Origin of the sequence: Marivirga tractuosa DSM 4126 (genome assembly GCF_000183425.1) — a bacterium.
Taxonomy (GTDB): Bacteria; Bacteroidota; Bacteroidia; order Cytophagales; family Cyclobacteriaceae; genus Marivirga; species Marivirga tractuosa.
The window spans coordinates 100,048-118,706 of sequence record NC_014759.1; the positions used below are offsets into that span (position 1 = coordinate 100,048).

General features: G+C 35.3%; 16 protein-coding genes and 1 pseudogene. 13 read left to right on the top strand and 4 right to left on the bottom strand.

Annotated features, from left to right (window positions below; all coding sequences use genetic code 11):
- Positions 1-13: 13 nt before the first annotated feature.
- From FTRAC_RS00425 to FTRAC_RS00440, 4 genes are read left to right on the top strand one after another with little or no spacing between them, the layout of a single operon-like run.
- The gene (locus tag FTRAC_RS00425) at positions 14-997 is read left to right on the top strand and encodes a GNAT family N-acetyltransferase (protein WP_013452247.1); all 984 of its coding nucleotides are present in this window, start codon (positions 14-16) and stop codon (positions 995-997) included.
- Positions 991-2,217: an MATE family efflux transporter gene (locus tag FTRAC_RS00430; protein WP_013452248.1), complete on the top strand. Its 1,227-nt coding sequence runs from the start codon at positions 991-993 to the stop codon at positions 2,215-2,217. Before FTRAC_RS00425 ends, FTRAC_RS00430 begins: the two co-directional genes overlap by 7 nt.
- Positions 2,207-3,073 carry a glycosyltransferase gene (locus FTRAC_RS00435; protein WP_013452249.1) on the top strand — a complete coding sequence of 289 codons (867 nt, stop codon included), beginning with the start codon at positions 2,207-2,209 and terminating at the stop codon, positions 3,071-3,073. Before FTRAC_RS00430 ends, FTRAC_RS00435 begins: the two co-directional genes overlap by 11 nt.
- Positions 3,070-3,552 carry a low molecular weight protein-tyrosine-phosphatase gene (locus tag FTRAC_RS00440; protein ID WP_013452250.1) on the top strand — a complete coding sequence of 161 codons (483 nt, stop codon included), beginning with the start codon at positions 3,070-3,072 and terminating at the stop codon, positions 3,550-3,552. Before FTRAC_RS00435 ends, FTRAC_RS00440 begins: the two co-directional genes overlap by 4 nt.
- An 88-nt stretch (positions 3,553-3,640) precedes the next feature.
- On the opposite strand, the gene FTRAC_RS00445 is transcribed toward FTRAC_RS00440, so the two are convergent.
- Positions 3,641-6,403: a putative LPS assembly protein LptD gene (locus FTRAC_RS00445; RefSeq protein ID WP_185094458.1), complete on the bottom strand. Its 2,763-nt coding sequence runs from the start codon at positions 6,401-6,403 to the stop codon at positions 3,641-3,643.
- 58 nt (positions 6,404-6,461) lie between these two features.
- Between FTRAC_RS00445 and FTRAC_RS00450 the strand changes: the two genes are divergently transcribed.
- The 4 genes and pseudogenes from FTRAC_RS00450 to FTRAC_RS00465 all read left to right on the top strand — a co-directional run bounded on the left by FTRAC_RS00450 (position 6,462) and on the right by FTRAC_RS00465 (position 10,707).
- Positions 6,462-7,208 carry an N-acetylmuramoyl-L-alanine amidase family protein gene (locus FTRAC_RS00450; RefSeq protein WP_013452252.1) on the top strand — a complete coding sequence of 249 codons (747 nt, stop codon included), beginning with the start codon at positions 6,462-6,464 and terminating at the stop codon, positions 7,206-7,208.
- A 13-nt stretch (positions 7,209-7,221) separates the two neighbouring features.
- Positions 7,222-8,157 (top strand): MlaD family protein, encoded by a 936-nt coding sequence (locus tag FTRAC_RS00455; protein ID WP_013452253.1) that lies wholly within the window; start codon positions 7,222-7,224, stop codon positions 8,155-8,157.
- Between the two features lie 44 nt (positions 8,158-8,201).
- Positions 8,202-9,829 (top strand): annotated as a pseudogene (locus FTRAC_RS00460) (acyl-CoA carboxylase subunit beta).
- Between the two features lie 17 nt (positions 9,830-9,846).
- Positions 9,847-10,707 carry a transglutaminase-like domain-containing protein gene (locus FTRAC_RS00465; protein WP_041650046.1) on the top strand — a complete coding sequence of 287 codons (861 nt, stop codon included), beginning with the start codon at positions 9,847-9,849 and terminating at the stop codon, positions 10,705-10,707.
- A gap of 186 nt (positions 10,708-10,893) precedes the next feature.
- Here the strand turns inward: FTRAC_RS00465 and FTRAC_RS00470 are convergent, their stop codons facing one another.
- The gene (locus FTRAC_RS00470; RefSeq protein WP_013452255.1) at positions 10,894-11,529 is read right to left on the bottom strand and encodes a 4'-phosphopantetheinyl transferase family protein; all 636 of its coding nucleotides are present in this window, start codon (positions 11,527-11,529) and stop codon (positions 10,894-10,896) included.
- A 16-nt stretch (positions 11,530-11,545) separates the two neighbouring features.
- On the opposite strand from FTRAC_RS00470, the gene FTRAC_RS00475 reads away from it, so the two are divergent.
- The 4 genes from FTRAC_RS00475 (at position 11,546) to hutU (ending at position 15,863) form a co-directional block, all read left to right on the top strand.
- Positions 11,546-12,463 carry a WD40 repeat domain-containing protein gene (locus FTRAC_RS00475; RefSeq protein WP_013452256.1) on the top strand — a complete coding sequence of 306 codons (918 nt, stop codon included), beginning with the start codon at positions 11,546-11,548 and terminating at the stop codon, positions 12,461-12,463.
- A gap of 105 nt (positions 12,464-12,568) precedes the next feature.
- Entirely contained in the window at positions 12,569-13,321 is a 753-nt protein-coding gene (locus tag FTRAC_RS00480) for a DivIVA domain-containing protein (RefSeq protein WP_013452257.1), read from the top strand.
- A 20-nt stretch (positions 13,322-13,341) separates the two neighbouring features.
- Entirely contained in the window at positions 13,342-13,707 is a 366-nt protein-coding gene (folB, locus tag FTRAC_RS00485; protein ID WP_013452258.1) for a dihydroneopterin aldolase, read from the top strand.
- A 482-nt stretch (positions 13,708-14,189) separates the two neighbouring features.
- A complete protein-coding gene (gene hutU, locus FTRAC_RS00490; protein ID WP_013452259.1) occupies positions 14,190-15,863 on the top strand; it encodes a urocanate hydratase in 1,674 nt (557 codons plus the stop codon).
- 110 nt (positions 15,864-15,973) lie between these two features.
- Here the strand turns inward: hutU and FTRAC_RS00495 are convergent, their stop codons facing one another.
- Positions 15,974-16,372: a DUF4174 domain-containing protein gene (locus FTRAC_RS00495; RefSeq protein ID WP_013452260.1), complete on the bottom strand. Its 399-nt coding sequence runs from the start codon at positions 16,370-16,372 to the stop codon at positions 15,974-15,976.
- Between the two features lie 405 nt (positions 16,373-16,777).
- Complete coding sequence (locus tag FTRAC_RS00500; RefSeq protein ID WP_013452261.1) at positions 16,778-17,257, bottom strand: Lrp/AsnC family transcriptional regulator; 480 nt, start codon at positions 17,255-17,257, stop codon at positions 16,778-16,780.
- A gap of 124 nt (positions 17,258-17,381) precedes the next feature.
- On the opposite strand from FTRAC_RS00500, the gene FTRAC_RS00505 reads away from it, so the two are divergent.
- Positions 17,382-18,635 (top strand): cystathionine gamma-synthase family protein, encoded by a 1,254-nt coding sequence (locus tag FTRAC_RS00505; protein ID WP_013452262.1) that lies wholly within the window; start codon positions 17,382-17,384, stop codon positions 18,633-18,635.
- Positions 18,636-18,659 lie beyond the last annotated feature (24 nt).

Below are 18,659 nucleotides of genomic sequence, written 5' to 3' on the forward strand. Positions count from 1 at the left end.
TTTTATCAAAAGAATGCCCAAATTAGAGGTTTTTGAGCAATTTAGTCTCAAAAATAGCATTTATTGCATCATAAAAAGTATTTTTACCTCTATGCGGCAAAACTATCAAATTTCTGAGCAATTCCCTTCGCCTGAGGAGGAAGAAGCATTAGGGATTCCTGTTTTCCTGTTACAAGATTATGCTGACTTGTTCAATAGAACAAAGTCTATATCTCCTGTACTAATAAGAGATTCTAAGCATCAACTAGTAGCTTTTTGGGTTTTTAGTGAAGAAAATAATTGTTGGTTTAGTCCTGTTTCAGCGCCTTTTTCTTGCCCTCAGGTTTACAATGAAATGAGTTTTGAGAAATCGTGTAAGATGAGTTTTTCATTCTTAAGAGACAAGCTTTCTAAGCCTATTCAATTTATCTATAATCCACTTTTTTCAGGATTTATAAAGTTTCAAAATTATAGAGTATTAAATGTTGAGCTTAATCATTATATAGAAATTGATCAGGATAGTTTTATGAATAAGCTTCCTCAAAAAAGGAGAAAGCAGAAACTGAGAGCATTAAAGAGGGGTGACTATGCTGTTGAATACATTGGAATTGACCAATGGGAGAGTATTTATAAACAGAACCTCAGATGGAGAATTGAAAAGGGGCATCAAAATTTTATCCCTCTGAAGTTGATGCTGCAATTTAAAAATGCATTTCCAGAAAATTATCTGGGCTTTCAATTGAAAAATTCAAATGAATTGATCGGATGTGCATTTGTGGTAAAGGTTTCACATAAGTATCTTTATTTATACAGCTTGATCACCAATCCGGAATATGATAAGTACGAGCCTTCACTGTTATTATATGACAAGATTTTTGATTATGCGAAAGAGAATGATATCCAACTATTAGATTTAGGTACTTCAATGAAATTAAATGGAGATATCCATAAAAATATAGCCAATTATAAAAAAGATATTGGTGCTTTAGCAATGAGGAAATACACGTTCGAATGCTGAAATATTGGACAAAATATCAGCACAGCATTTGGAGTGGATTGCTTCTTATGATTCGAACCCTTGCTGGATTTGGTGCACAAAAAGTAGTCGCTATTTTCTATGGACCTGCAGGAACTACGCTTTTTAGCCATTTTCAAAACTTTGTAGCTTTATTTGCGCAGCCAATTCAAGATGCAGTAGCTAATGGGTTGATTAATGCGTTTCCGAAAAAGTCATTAAAGAATGTTCAAGTTGTAGGAGCCTCTATTATACTTTTAATTCTATTGGCTTTTTGCAGTGGTTTGTTTTTGTTCATCAGTGGGCAGTTTGGAGCAAGTATTTTCAGCTTTAGCCTGAGTGATTGGTTGTTAATCATTCCTTCTATTCTTCTTTTTTGTTTTGGATTAATAATTGCCGCTGTTTATGTTATTCAAAAGAAACTGAGGCTTTACTCCATTATTCTACTCATTCAATGGTCAATATTCTTTTTCTCCATAAGTTTAATTGATTTACAGCTTCATCAATTTTTAATCTATTGGTTAATTATTCAATCTCTTTTCACATTCTTTTTGATCATACCTGTTTATTCTTTATTGAAATTCAATTTTAAGATTGAAGAAAAGGTGAAAAACCATTTTAAGCAATTTTTGATTATGGCTCTGGTGATATGGTTGAGCAGTAAATGGGTAAATTATTTTGTACGTGAATTTTCCATCCAAGAATTTGGAGTTATTCAAACAGGTTTTTGGCAGTCAATTGTTAGAGTTTCAGAAGCATACAGAGGGCTGATGATAAGCTTTTTGTTTTTGACTTTATATCCTTTTCTTTCCCGTAAAATGGAAAGTAAAGAATTGAAAGTTAGTGCTTTAATGAAAAAATACCTTTATTATTCTTTGATTTCTTTGAGCTTTCTCTTCTTGGTATTTCAGTTTGATGCATTAATTTTAAAGATTTTGTACGATGAACAATATGTAAAAGCATCAAACTTGTTTCAATTGCAGATCATAGGTGATTTTTTTGCCTTTTTAGCTTTCCCGTTCTCAATCTATTTAATAGCATCCATTCAAACCAAAGTCTATGTTATAACAGAATTATTGAGTGCGATTATATTTGTAACTTTAATAACCCTTAAATCTACTATTGGGATTGAAGTATTGGTTTATGCTCACATTGTACGTTTTACTTGCTATTCAATTATGGTGGGTATAATAGGGATAAAAAAATTAAGAGATGCCTTCTAAAGTTTCAGTTATATGTTTATGTTATAATCATGAGGAGTTTGTGGAAGCGGCCTTAGCTTCTGTTATTGCTCAAACGTATCCAACTGAGCTGATTGTAGTGGATGATGCTTCTTCTGATGATAGTGTGCAAAGAATCAAAGGTTTTATAAGTAAGCATGCTGATCGGAGCATTCAAACGATTTTTAATGAGAAAAATCTAGGGAATTGCAAAGCCTTTAACGCTGCACTAGAGTTGACAAATGCTGAATATATTATTGATTTGGCAGCGGATGATATTCTTTTACCCAATAGGGTAGAAGAGGGCCTGAATAATATGAGTACGAGACCAGAGGTGGCTATAAATTTTACAAATGCCAATTATATAGATGAAAATGGTAGATATGTTAAATCGCATTATGCCGTAGATGATAAAGAGAAATCTAAGATATTGGTTCCGGAAGGGGATTTGTTTGCAGAGATATTAAAGCGGTATTTTATTTGTCCGCCAACTTTGATGTATAGAGCTTCCTTTTTAAAGGCTATTGGAGGTTATGATGAGGAGCTAGCTTACGAAGATTTAGATATCATGCTAAGGCTTTCAAGAAATCATGCCTTCAGTTTTACTGATAAAATATTAGTAGAAAAAAGAATTCTTAGTACCTCAATGGCTTCTTTGCAGTATAAAAAGGGGAATAAACAATTGAATTCAACCTTAAGGATTTGTAAGAAGTCTTTTGAAATGATTCAAAACAGAACGGAGAAAAGAGCATTGTTGCAAAGGATTCTTTACGAAGCAAAACAAGCTTTTATGCATAAAAGGTTCTTATTATTCGCAGCATTTATTACTTTAGGGTTTAAAACTATTTTACAAAAATGAAAAAGATACTTTTTGTGTGTTTGGGTAATATCTGCCGCTCACCTTTGGCAGAAGGTTTAATGACGGATAAAATAGTTAAATCAAATATGGAGGATCAGTTTAAGATTGATTCATGTGGAACTGCAGATTATCACATTGGTGAATTACCTGATGAAAGAACTTGTGAGAATGCCTTAAAAAACGGATTGGAATTAAAACAAAGAGCCCGACAATTTGAACCAGCCGATTTCAATCGCTTTGACCATATTTTGGTCATGGATAATGCCAATAAAATGAAAGTAATAGGTCTTGCAAGCTCTGAGGAGCATTTACACAAAGTTCAATTAATGCGAGACTTTGAAACTGAATCGAATTTACAAGGTAGCGATGTTCCAGACCCTTATTATGGAGGAACTGAAGGCTTCCAAAATGTATATAATATCTTAGACAGATGCACTGATAATCTGTTAAACTATCACCTCCAAGCAATCGAAAACTAATCTACGTGCTGTCTTAATTCTTAATTGAAGCAATATGCCTTTTCAGAATTTCAATTACTAATTAAAAAATTACTAATTATTAATTAATCTAGTTATCCCACCAACTTCTTCTTCTGTTCAATTTTAAATCTTGAAGGATTGATGCTTTCACTCCTATATCTACACTAAACGATTGAAATCTACCAAATGGAACCCAATTGGCATTAATTTGCCAGCAGTGAAGATTTCTGAAGATATTGATGGAAGTTTGTGTAAAGTCATCTTTTTCAAAATCATAACCTGAAGTAAATCCAACTTTCCAGTTTTCAGTAAAATTCACATCACCACTAAAATTCATGGTTTGTTGAATTGTGGCTTCTTCATATCCTTGTCTACTCCATCTAATGTTATATCTTACTCTCAAATTCCATGGAACATTGAAATCAACATACATATCAGGATTGCTTGCTAATGCTTGAACTTGATCTTCGGTAGCTCCAGCTTGTCGAGCTTGATCTTCTAATGCGTTTCTATTCTGATCATCACTTTTTTTACCTGCTGGATTTAAATTGGTTGAAAGTGCAATATTAGCAGTTGTTAGCCTACCTATTCCTCGCCCAGCTTCCCAAGCATACTGATCGATTTTTCTTTGATACACTTCTTCAGTGCCATTAGATTCAGTGATTATGCTATCTAAAACCATAACATAAGGATCAATTCCTGTTTGCAGGTTTACATCCAATTTACCATTAAAAAGATTTGTTCTAGCATTGATTGAGATAGGTGCTAATTTGAATGAATCTGCGATTATATTATAACTTGTTGAAAATGACAGGTTGTCAAATATTTTAACTTTTGACGGTAAATCAGAGGTGTCATTTTTCTTTTTCACTTTCATTTCAACAGTATTGGCTAATGAAATTCCAATTGTCCCAGATTTTCCTCTACCTGGGCTTCCATAAACAAAGCCATCATATTTCGAATAAATATCAGTATTTCCCAATGAGTCGGTTTGAACTTCTTTATAAATACCATATTGTTCTTCACCAAAATCAGGTCGCCAATTAAAGTTGACAGAAGGAGTCATAATATGACGAACTGCCTTAACGGGGCCATTTTTAGGGTAAATTGTACCATAAAGACGCGTTGTAAATCCAATTCCCGCACTGTAGGATGATGCCCTGCTAAATTGATTCAGGGTATCGATCACAACTGTTTTGAGCGAATCACTATATCTATGATTCAATTCTTTTAGGTACCAAACTTCATCATAGTTGAAACTAGGACTTGCCGTAATGAATTTTAATAAATTAAAAGAGGTAGAAACAGGAACTCTATGGCGGCCTCCATTATTTGCCCTTTCAAGTAAATAAGGAAGGGTTTCCCTATTAAAATCAGCAATACTGTCTTCCGTTTCGCCCACCGTTCCTAAAGCATTTGTAATTCTATTAGTGGAAGTGAAGTTATACGAATAGTTCATCTTTTGAACCCAATCTAACCCCTTCACATTGACATTTTTAAAAGGATATTGTCTGTTCATATTCAAAGCTACTTCAGGTAATAATATGTCAATTTCATTTGTCCGGACATTTTGATTATGTCTTGCACTTATGGCGTAATTAAAAGGTGTGCCTTGAATTACATTTGAATAAGAAACATTTGAGTTGAAGTTTGCTGTAACCTGTTGCTGGTAATTTTGTGTAGGGTTATTTTGGTTAAAGCTAGATGTACCAGCATTTACTGAGGCAGAAAAACGTCCAGTACCTTTCGATTCGGGTCTGTGAGACCATTGCACCCAAAAGTCACGGGCAATTGCTGAGTCAGCCTCCGTTTCACCAACTTGCTGTTGGTTAAATCTTATACTTAAATTTCCATTATAGCTGTATCTTTTTTTGTAATTAGAAGCAACAGAAAGTCCATAACTTCCTTTAGAATATATTTCACCTCTTAATGCCATGTCAGCATAATCATTTATCGCCCAATAATAGCCGCCATCTCTTAAGAAAAACCCTCTTCTATTCTCCTCACCATAGGTTGGAAAAAGTATCCCGGATGTCTTATTATTTGGCATAGGAAACATCCCAAAAGGAAATAGAAATGGGGTGGGAAGTTCGGTGATTTCTAGATTAAAAGGTCCTGCTAAGATTTTATCTCCTGGGATCAGTTTGATTTTATTGGCTGAAATACCAAAGTGGGGATGTTCTAAATTACATGTGGTATATAAGGCATGATCACTGAACATTTCATCTTTTTCATTTTTCTTGGTCCAATTTGAATGCATAAAGGCTTCCCCTTGCTGTGTGACTACTCCTTTTATAATTGCTTTTTTTGTATCAAAATTATAAGTAATCTTTTCCGTTTGATAAACCTGGCCTTTATCAGTGAAGACGGGTTCTCCTGTTATTTTCCCTGCGGTGTCTTGCAATCCACTAGCATCTAATATTTTAGTATTATAGTTGACTTTTATTTTATCTGCCTCAAGTTCAATATCCCCATAATCCACATGGGCATTTTTATACATAATAATATCTTGAGTTTTTAAGTTAAAGTTTAAAGAGTCCTTGGCATTGTAATTGACAGTAGTAGCAATATCGCCTTTCTTTTTACTTTTAACAGAGTCAGTAGCAGCTGTTTTAGTAGAATCAGAAAGATTGGTTAATGTAGAATCCTGTATGAATTTTGAAGAATCAACTTTAATAGAACTGTCAATGATTGAGTCAGATTTTTGAATTACTGAATCAACTTCTTGAGCGAAACCCAAAAAAGGTGCAACAAATATGAAAATACTTAAAATATACTGCCTCAAATTATTCTGTGGATTTTTCCGATTTGATGAATTTTTGCAATCTTTGTGTAAAATTATACTTTTCAAATTTAACAACCGAAAGATTGTGAAAAATATTACCATCCTTTTTACACTTACACTTTTGATGGTCCTTGGCTCATTCACAAATCTTAACAAACCCTCATATAAAGTTGACAAGGTTGTGATTGATGCAGGACATGGAGGCAAAGATAGTGGGACTCGGGGCGTAATGTCAAAGGAAAAAGACATAGCTTTAGAAATTGCCTTAGAATTAGGTGAAATCATTAAAGAATATTTACCTGATGTTGAAGTCATTTACACTAGAACTGATGATAAGTTTATTGAACTTGATGAACGCTCGAACATCGCAAACAAAAATGGTGCCGACCTGTTTGTTTCCATACATTGTAACGCAGTTGATTACAGTGATAAGGTTCATGGTACTGAAACGTGGATAATGGGGCTTCATAAGTCAGAAACTAATTTAAATGTGGCGAAAAGGGAGAACTCAGTGATTTTGATGGAGGATAATTATGAAGAAAAATATGAAGGTTTTGATCCTAATGATCCGGCTTCACATATTCTTTTTTCTTTATATCAGAATGCTTATTTGGCCAATAGTTTGAAGCTAGCCGAAAAAGTTGAATACCAGTTTGATAAAAGAGTGGGTCGCCATAGTAGGGGAGTAAAGCAGGCAGGCTTTGTGGTATTGTTTAAGAGCTCTATGCCAAGTGTTTTAATAGAAACAGGTTTTCTCAGCAATCCGAAAGAAGAGAGATATTTGAACGATGAGCTCGGGCAAACGTATATAGCTTCTGGTATCTTCCGTGCAGTACGGGACTACAAAGTCGAAATTGAATCAATGAACTAAAACATATACAACTTTGAAAATAGCTAAAGAAATTAAAGTTGCTGTACTAGCAATTTCATCAATTGTCATATTTTATTTTGGATTTAATTATCTAAAAGGAATTGATTTTTTTAATCCCACGAATGAGTATTACGCTGTATACGATCATGTAAATGGCCTTACAGCTTCAAACCCAGTTCTTTTAAGTGGATTGTCTGTAGGTAGGGTTAGTAGAATTGAAATACTTCAAGAAAGGGAAAACCACCTGAAGGTGTACTTTGAAGTGAGGGAAGATATTAGTTTAGGAGAAGAATCGGTTGCCATGCTGGCCACGGATATTTTGGGATCTCAAACTATTGTTATCAAAAGAAATATGGTAACTAATCCTTTACCAGAGGGAAGTGAGATAAAAGGAGATATTGAACCTTCATTAACCTCACAGATTCAAGAACAGGCATATCCAGTACTGAAAACCTTAGATTCTGTAGGTCAGCATTTGAATAGTATTTTAGCCAATATTGATAATAATGAAGAAGCGATAAAAAATATTATGCTTAATGTTGAAGTCACAACCCAAAATTTGGCGAAAATATCAGAAAAACAAGCGACTATCAATGCTGTAATTGATGATTTCAAAAAAATATCTGCGACATTGGCAGATGAAAAAAATGGACTCAAAGCTTTATTAAAGAAAACTAATGGAATTGCAGATTCTGTAAATGCATTGGAACTAGCTAAAGTAGTTAACAGACTAGATACTACATTAATTAATATCAATAATACTGTTGCTGCGATGCAAGATGGAGAAGGAACAGTTGATAAATTACTCAACGATGATTCTTTATATACAAACTTGAATCAAACTTTAGTTGATTTAGATGCACTCTTAATTGATATGAAGGATCAACCTAAAAAATATGTTCACTTTTCTTTATTTGGAAGGAAAGATAAAGACAAGAAAAAGAAATAACGGAAATATTCAACTAATTATTAAATATACCAGGAAACGACTCAATGGATATCGCATTTAATAAAAACGAAGACCTCAATAAGCAAGAGGTAGACAAACTAAAACACAAACTAGAAAAAGTATATTTAGGCGGAGGGAAAAAAAGATTGCCTCGCAGCACGAAAAAGGTAAACTCACAGCCAGAGAACGCATCGATTATTTGGTAGATGATGGTTCTGAATTTTTAGAGGTTGGCGCTTTTGCTGCTGACGGAATGTATGAGGATGTTGGTGGATGTCCTTCTGCTGGAGTGGTAACAGGAATAGGTTATGTAGAGGGAAGGCAAGTAATGATAGTAGCAAATGACGCCACTGTAAAAGCTGGAGCCTGGTTTCCAATGACAGCAAAAAAGAATTTACGGGCTCAGGAAATAGCAATGGAAAACAGATTACCGATTATCTATCTGGTTGATAGTGCAGGAGTTTTCTTACCCATGCAAAATGAAATTTTCCCAGACAAGGAGCATTTCGGAAGACAGTTTAGAAACAATGCTAAGATGTCTTCAATGGGTATCATTCAAATTGCTGCCATTATGGGGAGCTGTGTCGCTGGTGGTGCCTATTTGCCTATTATGGCGGACGAAGCGATGATTGTCAATAAAACAGGCTCTATCTTTTTAGCAGGATCTTATTTGGTGAAAGCTGCGATTGGGGAAGATATTGATAATGAAACTTTAGGAGGTGCTTCAACTCATTGTGAAATTTCTGGTGTAACGGATAATAAACATGAAACCGATCAGGACTGCTTGAATGATATCCGAAGAATTTTCAATAAAATCGGTAGTTTTGAGAAAGCTGGTTTTAATAGAGAAGAGCCCGCAGCACCCGCTAAAGATGAAAAGGAAATCTATGGCTTACTGCCCAACGATCGGGTAAAGCCTTATGATACCAGGGATATTATAGCAAGACTAGTAGATAATTCTGAATTTGATGAATACAAAGAGCTTTACGGTCAGTCAATTATTTGTGGAACTGCCAGAATTGATGGCTGGGCAGTTGGAATTGTAGCCAATCAAAGAAAAGTTGTGAAAACCAAAAAAGGTGAAATGCAGATGGGGGGTGTAATTTACTCCGATTCTGCTGATAAAGCAGCACGTTTTATTATGAATTGCAATCAACGTAAAATTCCATTGGTTTTCTTACAGGATGTTAGTGGTTTTATGATTGGCAGTAAATCTGAACATGGAGGTATCATCAAGGACGGTGCTAAAATGGTAAATGCTATGGCCAATTCTGTTGTGCCAAAATTTACTATTGTAATTGGTAATTCTTATGGAGCAGGTAATTACGCAATGTGCGGAAAGGCTTATGATCCTCGTTTGATCTATGCCTGGCCAACAGCACAAATTGCAGTGATGAGTGGAGCAGCAGCAGCTAAAACCTTATTGCAGATAAAAGTGGCAACTTTAAAAGCTAAAGGAGAAGTTATTTCCGATGAAGACAAGGAGAAAATGTTGAAAGACATTACTGATAAATACAATGAAGAACTATCTCCTTATTATGCTGCTTCTAGATTGTGGGTAGATGGGATTATAGATCCTTTAGAAACCCGTAAGGTAATTTCAATGGGAATTGAGGCAGCAGATCACGCCCCTCTTGAAAAGCCGTTTAATGTAGGCGTAATACAAACCTAAATCACTGAAAATTGGAATTGGATAAAAACGAATTTAAAGCATTAGTTTCCCTTTTGGAAGATGAGGATGAAGAAGTAAATCGTCATGTGGAAGGGAAAATAATGTCTTTGGGCAGTGATGTGATCCCTTTTTTGGAAGAGCAATGGGAGAATAGCTTTGATCCGAATATTCAACGGAAAATTGAGGATATGATCCATACTCTTCAGTTTTCGCAGTTAAAGGAGCGATTTAGAGCATGGAAGGAAACGGGAGGAGAAAGCTTGCTGGAAGGCATGTGGTTAATATCTCTATACCAGTATCCAGATACAGAGATCAATGATCTAAATAAAGAAATTGAGCAAATCTATTATGATATTTGGGTTGAATTGAAGGAAGATTTACATCCTTATGATCAAATCAAAATCATAAATGGTGCGCTTTTTACCAAATTAAAATTCAGAGCCAACACTAAGAATTTTCATTCTCCCAATAATTCCTTTTTAAAATCAGTTTTAGAGAGTAAAAGAGGAAATCCTATTTCGCTTTCTGTGGTTTATATGTTGGTTGCTGAAAAGCTAGGTTTGCCTATTTATGGCGTAAATTTGCCAAACCTTTTTATTATTACTTATAAAAATGAAGAGCTTCAGTTTTATGTCAATGCCTTCAATAGAGGCTTAATTTTTTCTAAGAAAGACATAGACAACTATTTGGCTAATCTGAATTTAACTCCAAAGCCGATTTATTATGAACCATGCTCTAATGAAGATATTATTAAAAGGGTATTAAGAAATCTCATTTTGGCTTTCGAGAAATTAGGAGAACACCACAAATCAGAAGAAGTGAAAGAGCTTTTAATTGAGGTTTCTGGCGGCATTGATTTAGATGCTTTAGGGCTTTAATTTTGTGATTTATTTATAGAGAGTGATTGGTCTATCGCTCGACTCTGGCTAGTGATGGCTACTTTGTGCCTCTGGCACGTAATAGCTGATTGCTTCAAGTTTAAAGTTCAGGATTTCATAGCTAAATCCGTCAGAGGCGGTAGTAATTTCCAATGGCGAAGCTATCGGAAGTAGTAGGATATTTCATCAAGTCACATTCAAACAAATAAAATACTCTCCTAGCTCATAAAAAGCTAATTGATAGCTTTGTTTGAAGTTTCCTTTTTGAATTTTACCCGTCATCAACGTCCAATCTTTGTTTTCTGGCTTAACACTCAGATGTTCCCTAAAATCCAATTCTCTTTTCATAAAAAGCTTATACAAAACCTCCTTTGCAGACCAAACTTTAGAAAAGTAGACTAAATTATCTTGGCAATAGAACATTTCCTCTGCTGTGTAAAGTCTGGGGGCTATTTTTGCCATTTTTGGTTTAGGTTTTTCTATGTCTATGCCTACATCTAGTTGATAACCAATGGTTAGAGCGATATAATTTTCAGTATGCGATAATGAGATATCATATTCTGAATCAGGAATTTGAGGTTTTCCATATTCATTTCTAAAAATAGGCTGGTCTGTGATTTTTAGCTCATGTAGAACAGTTTTACAAAGCATTCTACCCGCCATAAATTCTAATTTCTTTTCAGGATGTGTAGTTTCCAATAGAATTTTTTCATCAATTAGGCTTAACTGGACATTTTTGAGATAGAATTCCAAATCCTCTTCAATTTTCCAAACAGCCAAATGAATATTCTCGTTGATTTGCTTTATGTATTCTAATGCCATCGCTTAACTTTACAATATGCCTAAAATTAATGTAGAAAAAATTCAAAGCCTAACCGGACACAAAGATTGCTTATATGTAGTGGAACCTGCAAGCGAAAGTCATCTCTTTTTTTCCGCAGGTGGGGATGGAATCGTTGCTCTCTGGGATTTGAAAGATCCTGAATTGGGCACCATGGTGGCTAAGGTACAGAATTCTGTTTATGCACTTCATTACCTTAAGGAAAATAACCAATTGATAGTTGGGCATAATTATGAAGGCATTCATTTGGTGGATGTAGCAGAAAAGCAAGAACTAAAATCAGCTAAAATTACTGAAAGTGCTATTTTTGATATTAAAGTGGTAGGCAATATTATTTTAACCGCTTGCGCAGATGGTCAATTGATTTTATCTGATTTAAAAGATTTGAGCACCATAGCAAAATTACAATTGAGCGATAAAAGTGCCCGAACTATTGCGGTTCACCCTGATTTAAAAGAAGTGGCTATAGGTTTTAGTGATAATACAATTAAAATACTTTCTACAGCCGATTGGCGTTTAAAAAAGGAGATAAAAGCTCATGATAATTCGGTATTTACACTACAATATTCATTTGATGGAAATATATTACTAAGCTCAGGTAGGGATGCGCATTTGAAAATTTGGGATGTAAAAAGCAATTATTTATTAATGGAAACTATAGTGGCTCATATGTATGCTATAAATAATATCAGCTTCCGACCTGATGGAAAGTATTTTGCCACTTGCAGCATGGATAAAAGCATAAAAATTTGGGATTCACACTCTTTCCGCTTGCTGAAAGTGATTGATAAAGCCAGACATGCAGGTCATGCCACTTCGGTGAATAAATTGCTATGGACAGATTATCAAGACCGGCTAGTAAGTGCTAGTGACGATCATACTTTATCAATTTGGGACATTCAAATGCATAAATAAAAAATAAGGCTGTATATTTATATCTTGAAAAAGTGAAATACTTTTCTTAGCATTAAGACAATTCCCAGTCTGATGCGTTATTTAATAAAATAATAGTATAACAACATGAAGATTACTCCTTTAGAAATACGACAAAAAGAATTTGAAAAAGGCTTTAGGGGCTATGATAAAGATGATGTCAAAGCATTTTTGGCTTCTCTTTCACAAGAGTGGGAGCGAGAGATGGATATGCAAAAGGAGTTAAAATTGAAACTAGAAGCGGCTGAAAAGGAAGTAGAAAAACTTCGTCAGGTGGAAAGTTCATTATATAAAACTTTAAAAACCGCAGAGGATACGGGAGCCAATGTTATTACTCAAGCCAATAGAACTGCCGAGTTACATTTGAAGGAAACACAAATGAAGGCCGATAAATTATTGTCAGATGCTCAGCAGAGAGCCAAAGACATAGTGGAAGATGCCAATCATAAAGCTCAAACTATTTTGGAAGAAATGGAAGATGAGCTAAAAGAAGTAGCGGATGGTTTCAAGCTATTGGAGAGTCATCGAGATAATGTGGCGGAAGAGCTTAAAAATTTAAGCACAGGCTTAAACGATAAAGTGAAAAAGATTGAAGACCGCATGCAGCATGTGGATATAGAAACCCACCTCAAAAGAGCCAGAAAAGCAGTTAAGAAAATTCAAAATGCAGATGGCTATGAATTGGAAGAGCTTAAATCCAAGCCCATAGAACATGAGGCAGCAAAACCTCCTAAAGCAGAAAATACACCAAAGCAAGAGGAACCAGCTAAAGAAAAAAAGGAGAAAAAAGATGATGGTGGGGAAGACACCTCATTCTTTGATGAAATTACTGCCGATTAAACATATTCAATAATTATTTTATGAAGGGAAAAGTAGCACTATCCGGTATGGCTTTTTATGGCTATCACGGCTATTATGTGGAGGAGAATAAACTAGGTAATCATTATACTGTTGATTTGGTTGTAGAAACCGAATTTGAACAAATGGATGATAGCCTGGAAAGCACTTTAAATTACGAAACGCTTTATAAAACTACTGAAGAGGTGATGAAAAAGCCTCTAAAATTATTAGAAACTCTAGCTTTTCATATCGGAAAGAAAATCCTATCAGAAAATGAATCTGCTTTAAAAGTATTAGTTCGAGTGAACAAAATGCAACCTCCCATTGGGGCTTTATGTGATAAGGCTTATGTGGAGTTAGAGGTGGATAGGGAAGATATTTCTTAAGAGAGATACACTTTCGTTATTCTACTTCTACAGAACCAGATTAGAACGTCATCCCTTTGAAGAAAGGAATCTTGTCCTATTGAAACGAAGTTTCATTAACCTTAAAGAGTGCCATAACCTTCTCAAGTCTCATAACTAGTGGCACAAAAACCATTTTCGTAATATCTATAAATATTTTAATCATAGATTAAAATCAAAAGATTCCTGTCTTCACAGGAATGACGCAAGGATGAAATTTTATATCAATAGGAAAGTTTTTGAGTTAGGTGTTATATTTTAATATAATTTGTTTGAGGTCAATAAATTGGTACCGTGAACTCTACATGTTAACTAAAAGTTGAAATATCGTTTAAAGATTATCTCATCAGTTGGGAAACACCATCATCCCAAGGATTAAAATTAAATACATTCATTTCTAATTTGCCTTTTTGTTGAATTTACTGCTATTTCACATTCGGAAAGATTGAACAGAACTATTAGCTATGGAAACGACAAAGAAATATAATCCCGAAACTTATAAAACGCCTACTGGAAGTCAATTGAACTGCAAAGGCTGGGTTCAAGAAGCGGCACTTAGAATGCTGTTGAATAATCTCGATCCAGAAGTGGCAGAAAGACCGGAAGATTTAATTGTGTACGGAGGAAGAGGTAAAGCAGCCAGAAATTTCGAATCACTGGATTTAATTATTAAAGCTCTTAAGGATTTAGAAGAGGACGAAACTTTGGTAGTCCAATCTGGTAAGCCCGTTGGGATTTTACCCACACATAAAGATGCCCCAAAAGTGTTGATTTCCAATTCTCAGTTAGTTCCAAATTGGGCTAATTGGAAGCATTTTGATGAACTGGAAAAGAAAGGCTTGATGATGTATGGACAGATGACAGCTGGAAGTTGGATTTACATCGGTTCTCAAGGAATTGTTCAAGGAACTTATGAAACTTTTTCTGCTATAGCCAATAAAGATTTCAATGGAAGTTTGAAAGGCACTTTAACTGTTACTGCAGGATTAGGTGGTATGGGTGGAGCTCAGCCTTTGGCTGTGACCATGAATGACGGGGTTTGTCTGGTTGCCGAGGTAGAACAATGGAGAATTGACAAAAGATTAAAGACTAAGTATTTGGATGAATCCATAGAAGATATGGATGCGGCTATTGATAGAGCTTTGGAGGCCAAAAAGAACCAGGAAAGGGTATCTATTGGAGTTCCATATAATGCTGTTCATCTATTAGAAAGATTGAAAGAAAGAAATGTTATTCCGGATGTTTTAACCGATCAAACCTCAGCGCACGATCCTTTAATCGGTTATGTCCCGCATCAAATCAGTTTGGAAGAATCTAATGTATTAAGGGAAGAAAATCCTGATAAATATGAAGAGTTGTCTTATGAGTCTATGTATCGACATGTAGAACTGATGTTGGAATTGCAAAAGGCTGGAGCTATTACTTTTGACTATGGAAATAACCTTAGAGCAAGGGCACAGGAGAAAGGCTTGAAAAATGCTTTTGATTTCCCTGGATTTGTACCAGCTTATATTCGTCCACTTTTCTGCGAAGGAAAAGGGCCATTCCGTTGGGCTGCACTTTCAGGTGATCCTGCTGATATAGCCGAAACCGATAGAGTAATAAAAGAATTATTCCCAGAAAATGAATCTTTAATGCGCTGGATGGATATGGCGCAAGAAAGAATTGCTTTTCAAGGCTTGCCTTCAAGAATTTGCTGGTTAGGACAAGGGGAAAGAGAAAAAGCTGGCTTGGCTTTCAATAAATTAGTGAAAGAAGGAAAAGTCAAAGCCCCAATCGTGATTGGAAGAGATCATTTGGATACGGGTTCTGTTGCATCTCCAAATAGAGAGACTGAGGCTATGTTGGATGGTTCTGATGCCGTGGCAGATTGGCCATTATTAAACGCTTTAGTGAACACTGCAGGCGGTGCCAGTTGGGTGTCTTTGCATCATGGTGGTGGAGTTGGCATGGGCTATTCCATTCATGCCGGAATGGTGATTGTGGCTGATGGTACGGAAGATGCAGAAAAGAGATTGAAACGAGTCTTACATAATGACCCAGGAATGGGAGTAATTCGTCATGCTGATGCTGGCTATGATATCGCTCAAGATACTGCCCGAAAGCATAAATTAGATATTAAAGAAAGATTGAAATAAATGATTTTAAATATCCCCCTTGCAGGTGTTTTCACCTGCAAGTATTAAAATTGAAATAAATGTTAATCCGGTCTGACGCATTGCGCGTCTGACCGGTAATTCTCAGAATGTTAATTCCCATCCCTCATTTCCCTTTGCCTCATAGGCATGGCATCAATAATCCTAAATAATTTTTCATTGGAGATAGTAGAGTTGCTTTTCAATTTCACCCCACCATCTTTGCCGATTAATAAGTTTTGAAGGGGCTGTTTTTCTTCAATATTCAACTCTTTTATGATTTGGTGGAAATCTAGCAGGTGATTTTTATTTGAATTCCAGATTTCAACCTTTTGGTTTTTGAGAATAATGACTTTCAAGTCTCGTTCATTATACCCCTCTTTGTTTCGGGTGATTTCAGCAAGCTGTTTATCTAATTGAGTAGATTTTTGATCAGCTGTGTAAATGATCAGCAATCTGTTTTTCCACTGGAAATCATCCAAGCTTGTAATTTGGGCTTGTGCGCAGCTCATATGAAAGATTAAGATTGTTAAAAGTAATATTTGTCTCATAGTATTGGTAACTAATGGAGATAGAGGATGTTTGAATAGCCTGGGTCTAAAGATAAGGTCGCTCCTACGGAGCTTTGGAGAGTGGTATGATTAGAATTACCATAAGGTCGTCCCTCTGGGACTTAATTTCTAATCAAAGATCGAGATTTAAAAATTGACGTGCTGTTCTAATAATATATGGAAACGACTTTAAGATTAAAGGAAATGACTTTTTAATCAGGTTTAGGTGAAATAGAAATCAATATTTATGCACCAAGAATGCTCTACCATAGCACCGTAGGTGTGATCTTATGGTAACTTTGAAGCGAAAATAAAAACCCAAGCTCCGTAGGAGCGACCTTATTCATATCTATTAATCAACAATTATCACCCCAAAGGCACAGCAGTAGTGTCTGTAATCTTCTTCATAACGAAAGAGCTTTGAATATTAGCCAGATTCTCATTGGTGGAGAGTTTATTGACAATAAAATCCTGAAAAGCATTCATATCTTTTACCAAAATCTTTAAATGGTAATCATATTGTCCTGCCAAGTGATAACATTCCGTAACTTCTGGAATCTGCGCTACATGTGCTTCGAACTGAGCCAGCTTATCTTTGGTGTGTTTTTCTAGTCTCAACATGCAGAGTGCCATTAATCCTTTACCGGTTTTATCTGCATCAATCAATGCAACATATTGCCCGATTACGCCCGTTTTCTCCAATCTTTTTACCCTTTCGTAAACAGGAGTAATGGTCAAATCAAGCTGTGCGGCTAACTCTTTATTGGTTATGCGTGCATTCTTTTGCAGGAGCTTTATGATGTGAATATCTGTTGAATCTAAACGAATAGTAGAATTATTTTCCATTTAAATAGATTTAGAGGCACATAAAAAGATTATCTGTCTTTAAAATTCAAAAATATAGTTTTATTTTCTTTAATATATAGTATCTAAGAATTATTTTCTAATTTTATAAAAAATAATAGAAATTATGAGCGAGCATTCTTTTTCACCTGAGAGTCTAATGATGTCTTTTGGCTATAAGCCCGAATTATCTGAAGGAGCTATTAAATGTCCTATTTTTCAGACTTCAACCTTCGCTTTTAAAAAGGCAGAAGATGGTAAAGCATTTTTTGAAGTAGCTTACGGTAAGCGAGAAAAATCTGATGAGGAGGAATTAGGTTTAATATACAGCCGTTTGAATAATCCTAACCTTCAAATCACCGAAGATAGATTATGTCTTTGGGATGGAGCACAAGATGCCGCTATTTTTGAAAGTGGAATGGGAGCTATTAGCAGTATGTTAATGGAATTCTTAAATCCTGGGGATGTTCTTTTACATTCTGTTCCAGTGTATGGTGGAACAGACCATTTTATTAATCATGTATTGCCAAAATGGGGAATTCAATCTGTAGGAGTTAATCCTTATCAGGATAAAGCTGAAGTGATGAAAGAACTTGAAGCTAGCGGAATGAAAGATAAAGTTCGTTTCATTTACTTGGAAACACCAGCCAATCCAACCAATGCTCTGGTAGATATTGGGATGTTCCGTGAGATTGCCAACGAATTACAAAAAGAAGAAGAGCCTATTTATATTGGTGTGGATAATACTTATATGGGACCTATTTGGCAACACCCATTAAAATTAGGAGCTGATTTAGTGATTTATTCTGCTACCAAATATATTGGAGGTCATAGTGATTTAGTAGCGGGTGCCTGTTTAGGATCTGCTGATTTAATTAAAAGAGTGAAAGGCTTTAGAACTTTCATGGGGAATATGGCTGGGCCACACACAGGATGGTTGTTAATGAGAAGTTTGGAAACACTTAAAGTCCGAATGGAGAAACAAGCTGCCAATGCTGAGGAGGTTGCTAATTTCTTAAATACACACCCTAAAGTAGAGAAAGTATATTATTTAGGAAATCTAAAACCTGAAGACGGGCGCCAATATGAAATCTTTAAAAAGCAATGTAGTTCTAATGGGGCTATGCTGGCATTCGACATTGAAGGTGGAGAGAAGGAAGCCTTTAAATTCCTTAATAGCACAAAGCTGATTAAATTAGCTGTAAGTTTAGGTAGCACGGAATCTTTAGCAGAGCATCCTGCGACCATGACGCATTCTGACGTTAATGAGGAGTTAAGAAATAAAATCAATATTACTTCAAGCCTAGTTAGAATTTCAGTAGGGGTGGAAGATGCCAAAGATTTGATTTGGGATATTGAGCAGGCTTTAGAGAAAGTTTGATTTATAAGAATCGAGAGTCTAGAA

Bases quoted from the DNA above. Each gene is read 5' to 3' on its own strand.
- FTRAC_RS00505 (WP_013452262.1), top strand. From the start codon at position 17,382: ATGAGCGAGCATTCTTTTTCACCTGAGAGTCTAATGATGTCTTTTGGC.
- FTRAC_RS00435 (WP_013452249.1), top strand. From the start codon at position 2,207: ATGCCTTCTAAAGTTTCAGTTATATGTTTATGTTATAATCATGAGGAG.
- FTRAC_RS00450 (WP_013452252.1), top strand. From the start codon at position 6,462: ATGGTCCTTGGCTCATTCACAAATCTTAACAAACCCTCATATAAAGTT.
- folB (WP_013452258.1), top strand. From the start codon at position 13,342: ATGAAGGGAAAAGTAGCACTATCCGGTATGGCTTTTTATGGCTATCAC.
- FTRAC_RS00495 (WP_013452260.1), bottom strand. From the start codon at position 16,372: ATGAGCTGCGCACAAGCCCAAATTACAAGCTTGGATGATTTCCAGTGG.
- FTRAC_RS00440 (WP_013452250.1), top strand. From the start codon at position 3,070: ATGAAAAAGATACTTTTTGTGTGTTTGGGTAATATCTGCCGCTCACCT.
- FTRAC_RS00480 (WP_013452257.1), top strand. From the start codon at position 12,569: ATGAAGATTACTCCTTTAGAAATACGACAAAAAGAATTTGAAAAAGGC.
- FTRAC_RS00475 (WP_013452256.1), top strand. From the start codon at position 11,546: ATGCCTAAAATTAATGTAGAAAAAATTCAAAGCCTAACCGGACACAAA.
- FTRAC_RS00500 (WP_013452261.1), bottom strand. From the start codon at position 17,257: ATGGAAAATAATTCTACTATTCGTTTAGATTCAACAGATATTCACATC.
- FTRAC_RS00425 (WP_013452247.1), top strand. From the start codon at position 14: ATGCCCAAATTAGAGGTTTTTGAGCAATTTAGTCTCAAAAATAGCATT.
- FTRAC_RS00470 (WP_013452255.1), bottom strand. From the start codon at position 11,529: ATGGCATTAGAATACATAAAGCAAATCAACGAGAATATTCATTTGGCT.
- FTRAC_RS00430 (WP_013452248.1), top strand. From the start codon at position 991: ATGCTGAAATATTGGACAAAATATCAGCACAGCATTTGGAGTGGATTG.
- hutU (WP_013452259.1), top strand. From the start codon at position 14,190: ATGGAAACGACAAAGAAATATAATCCCGAAACTTATAAAACGCCTACT.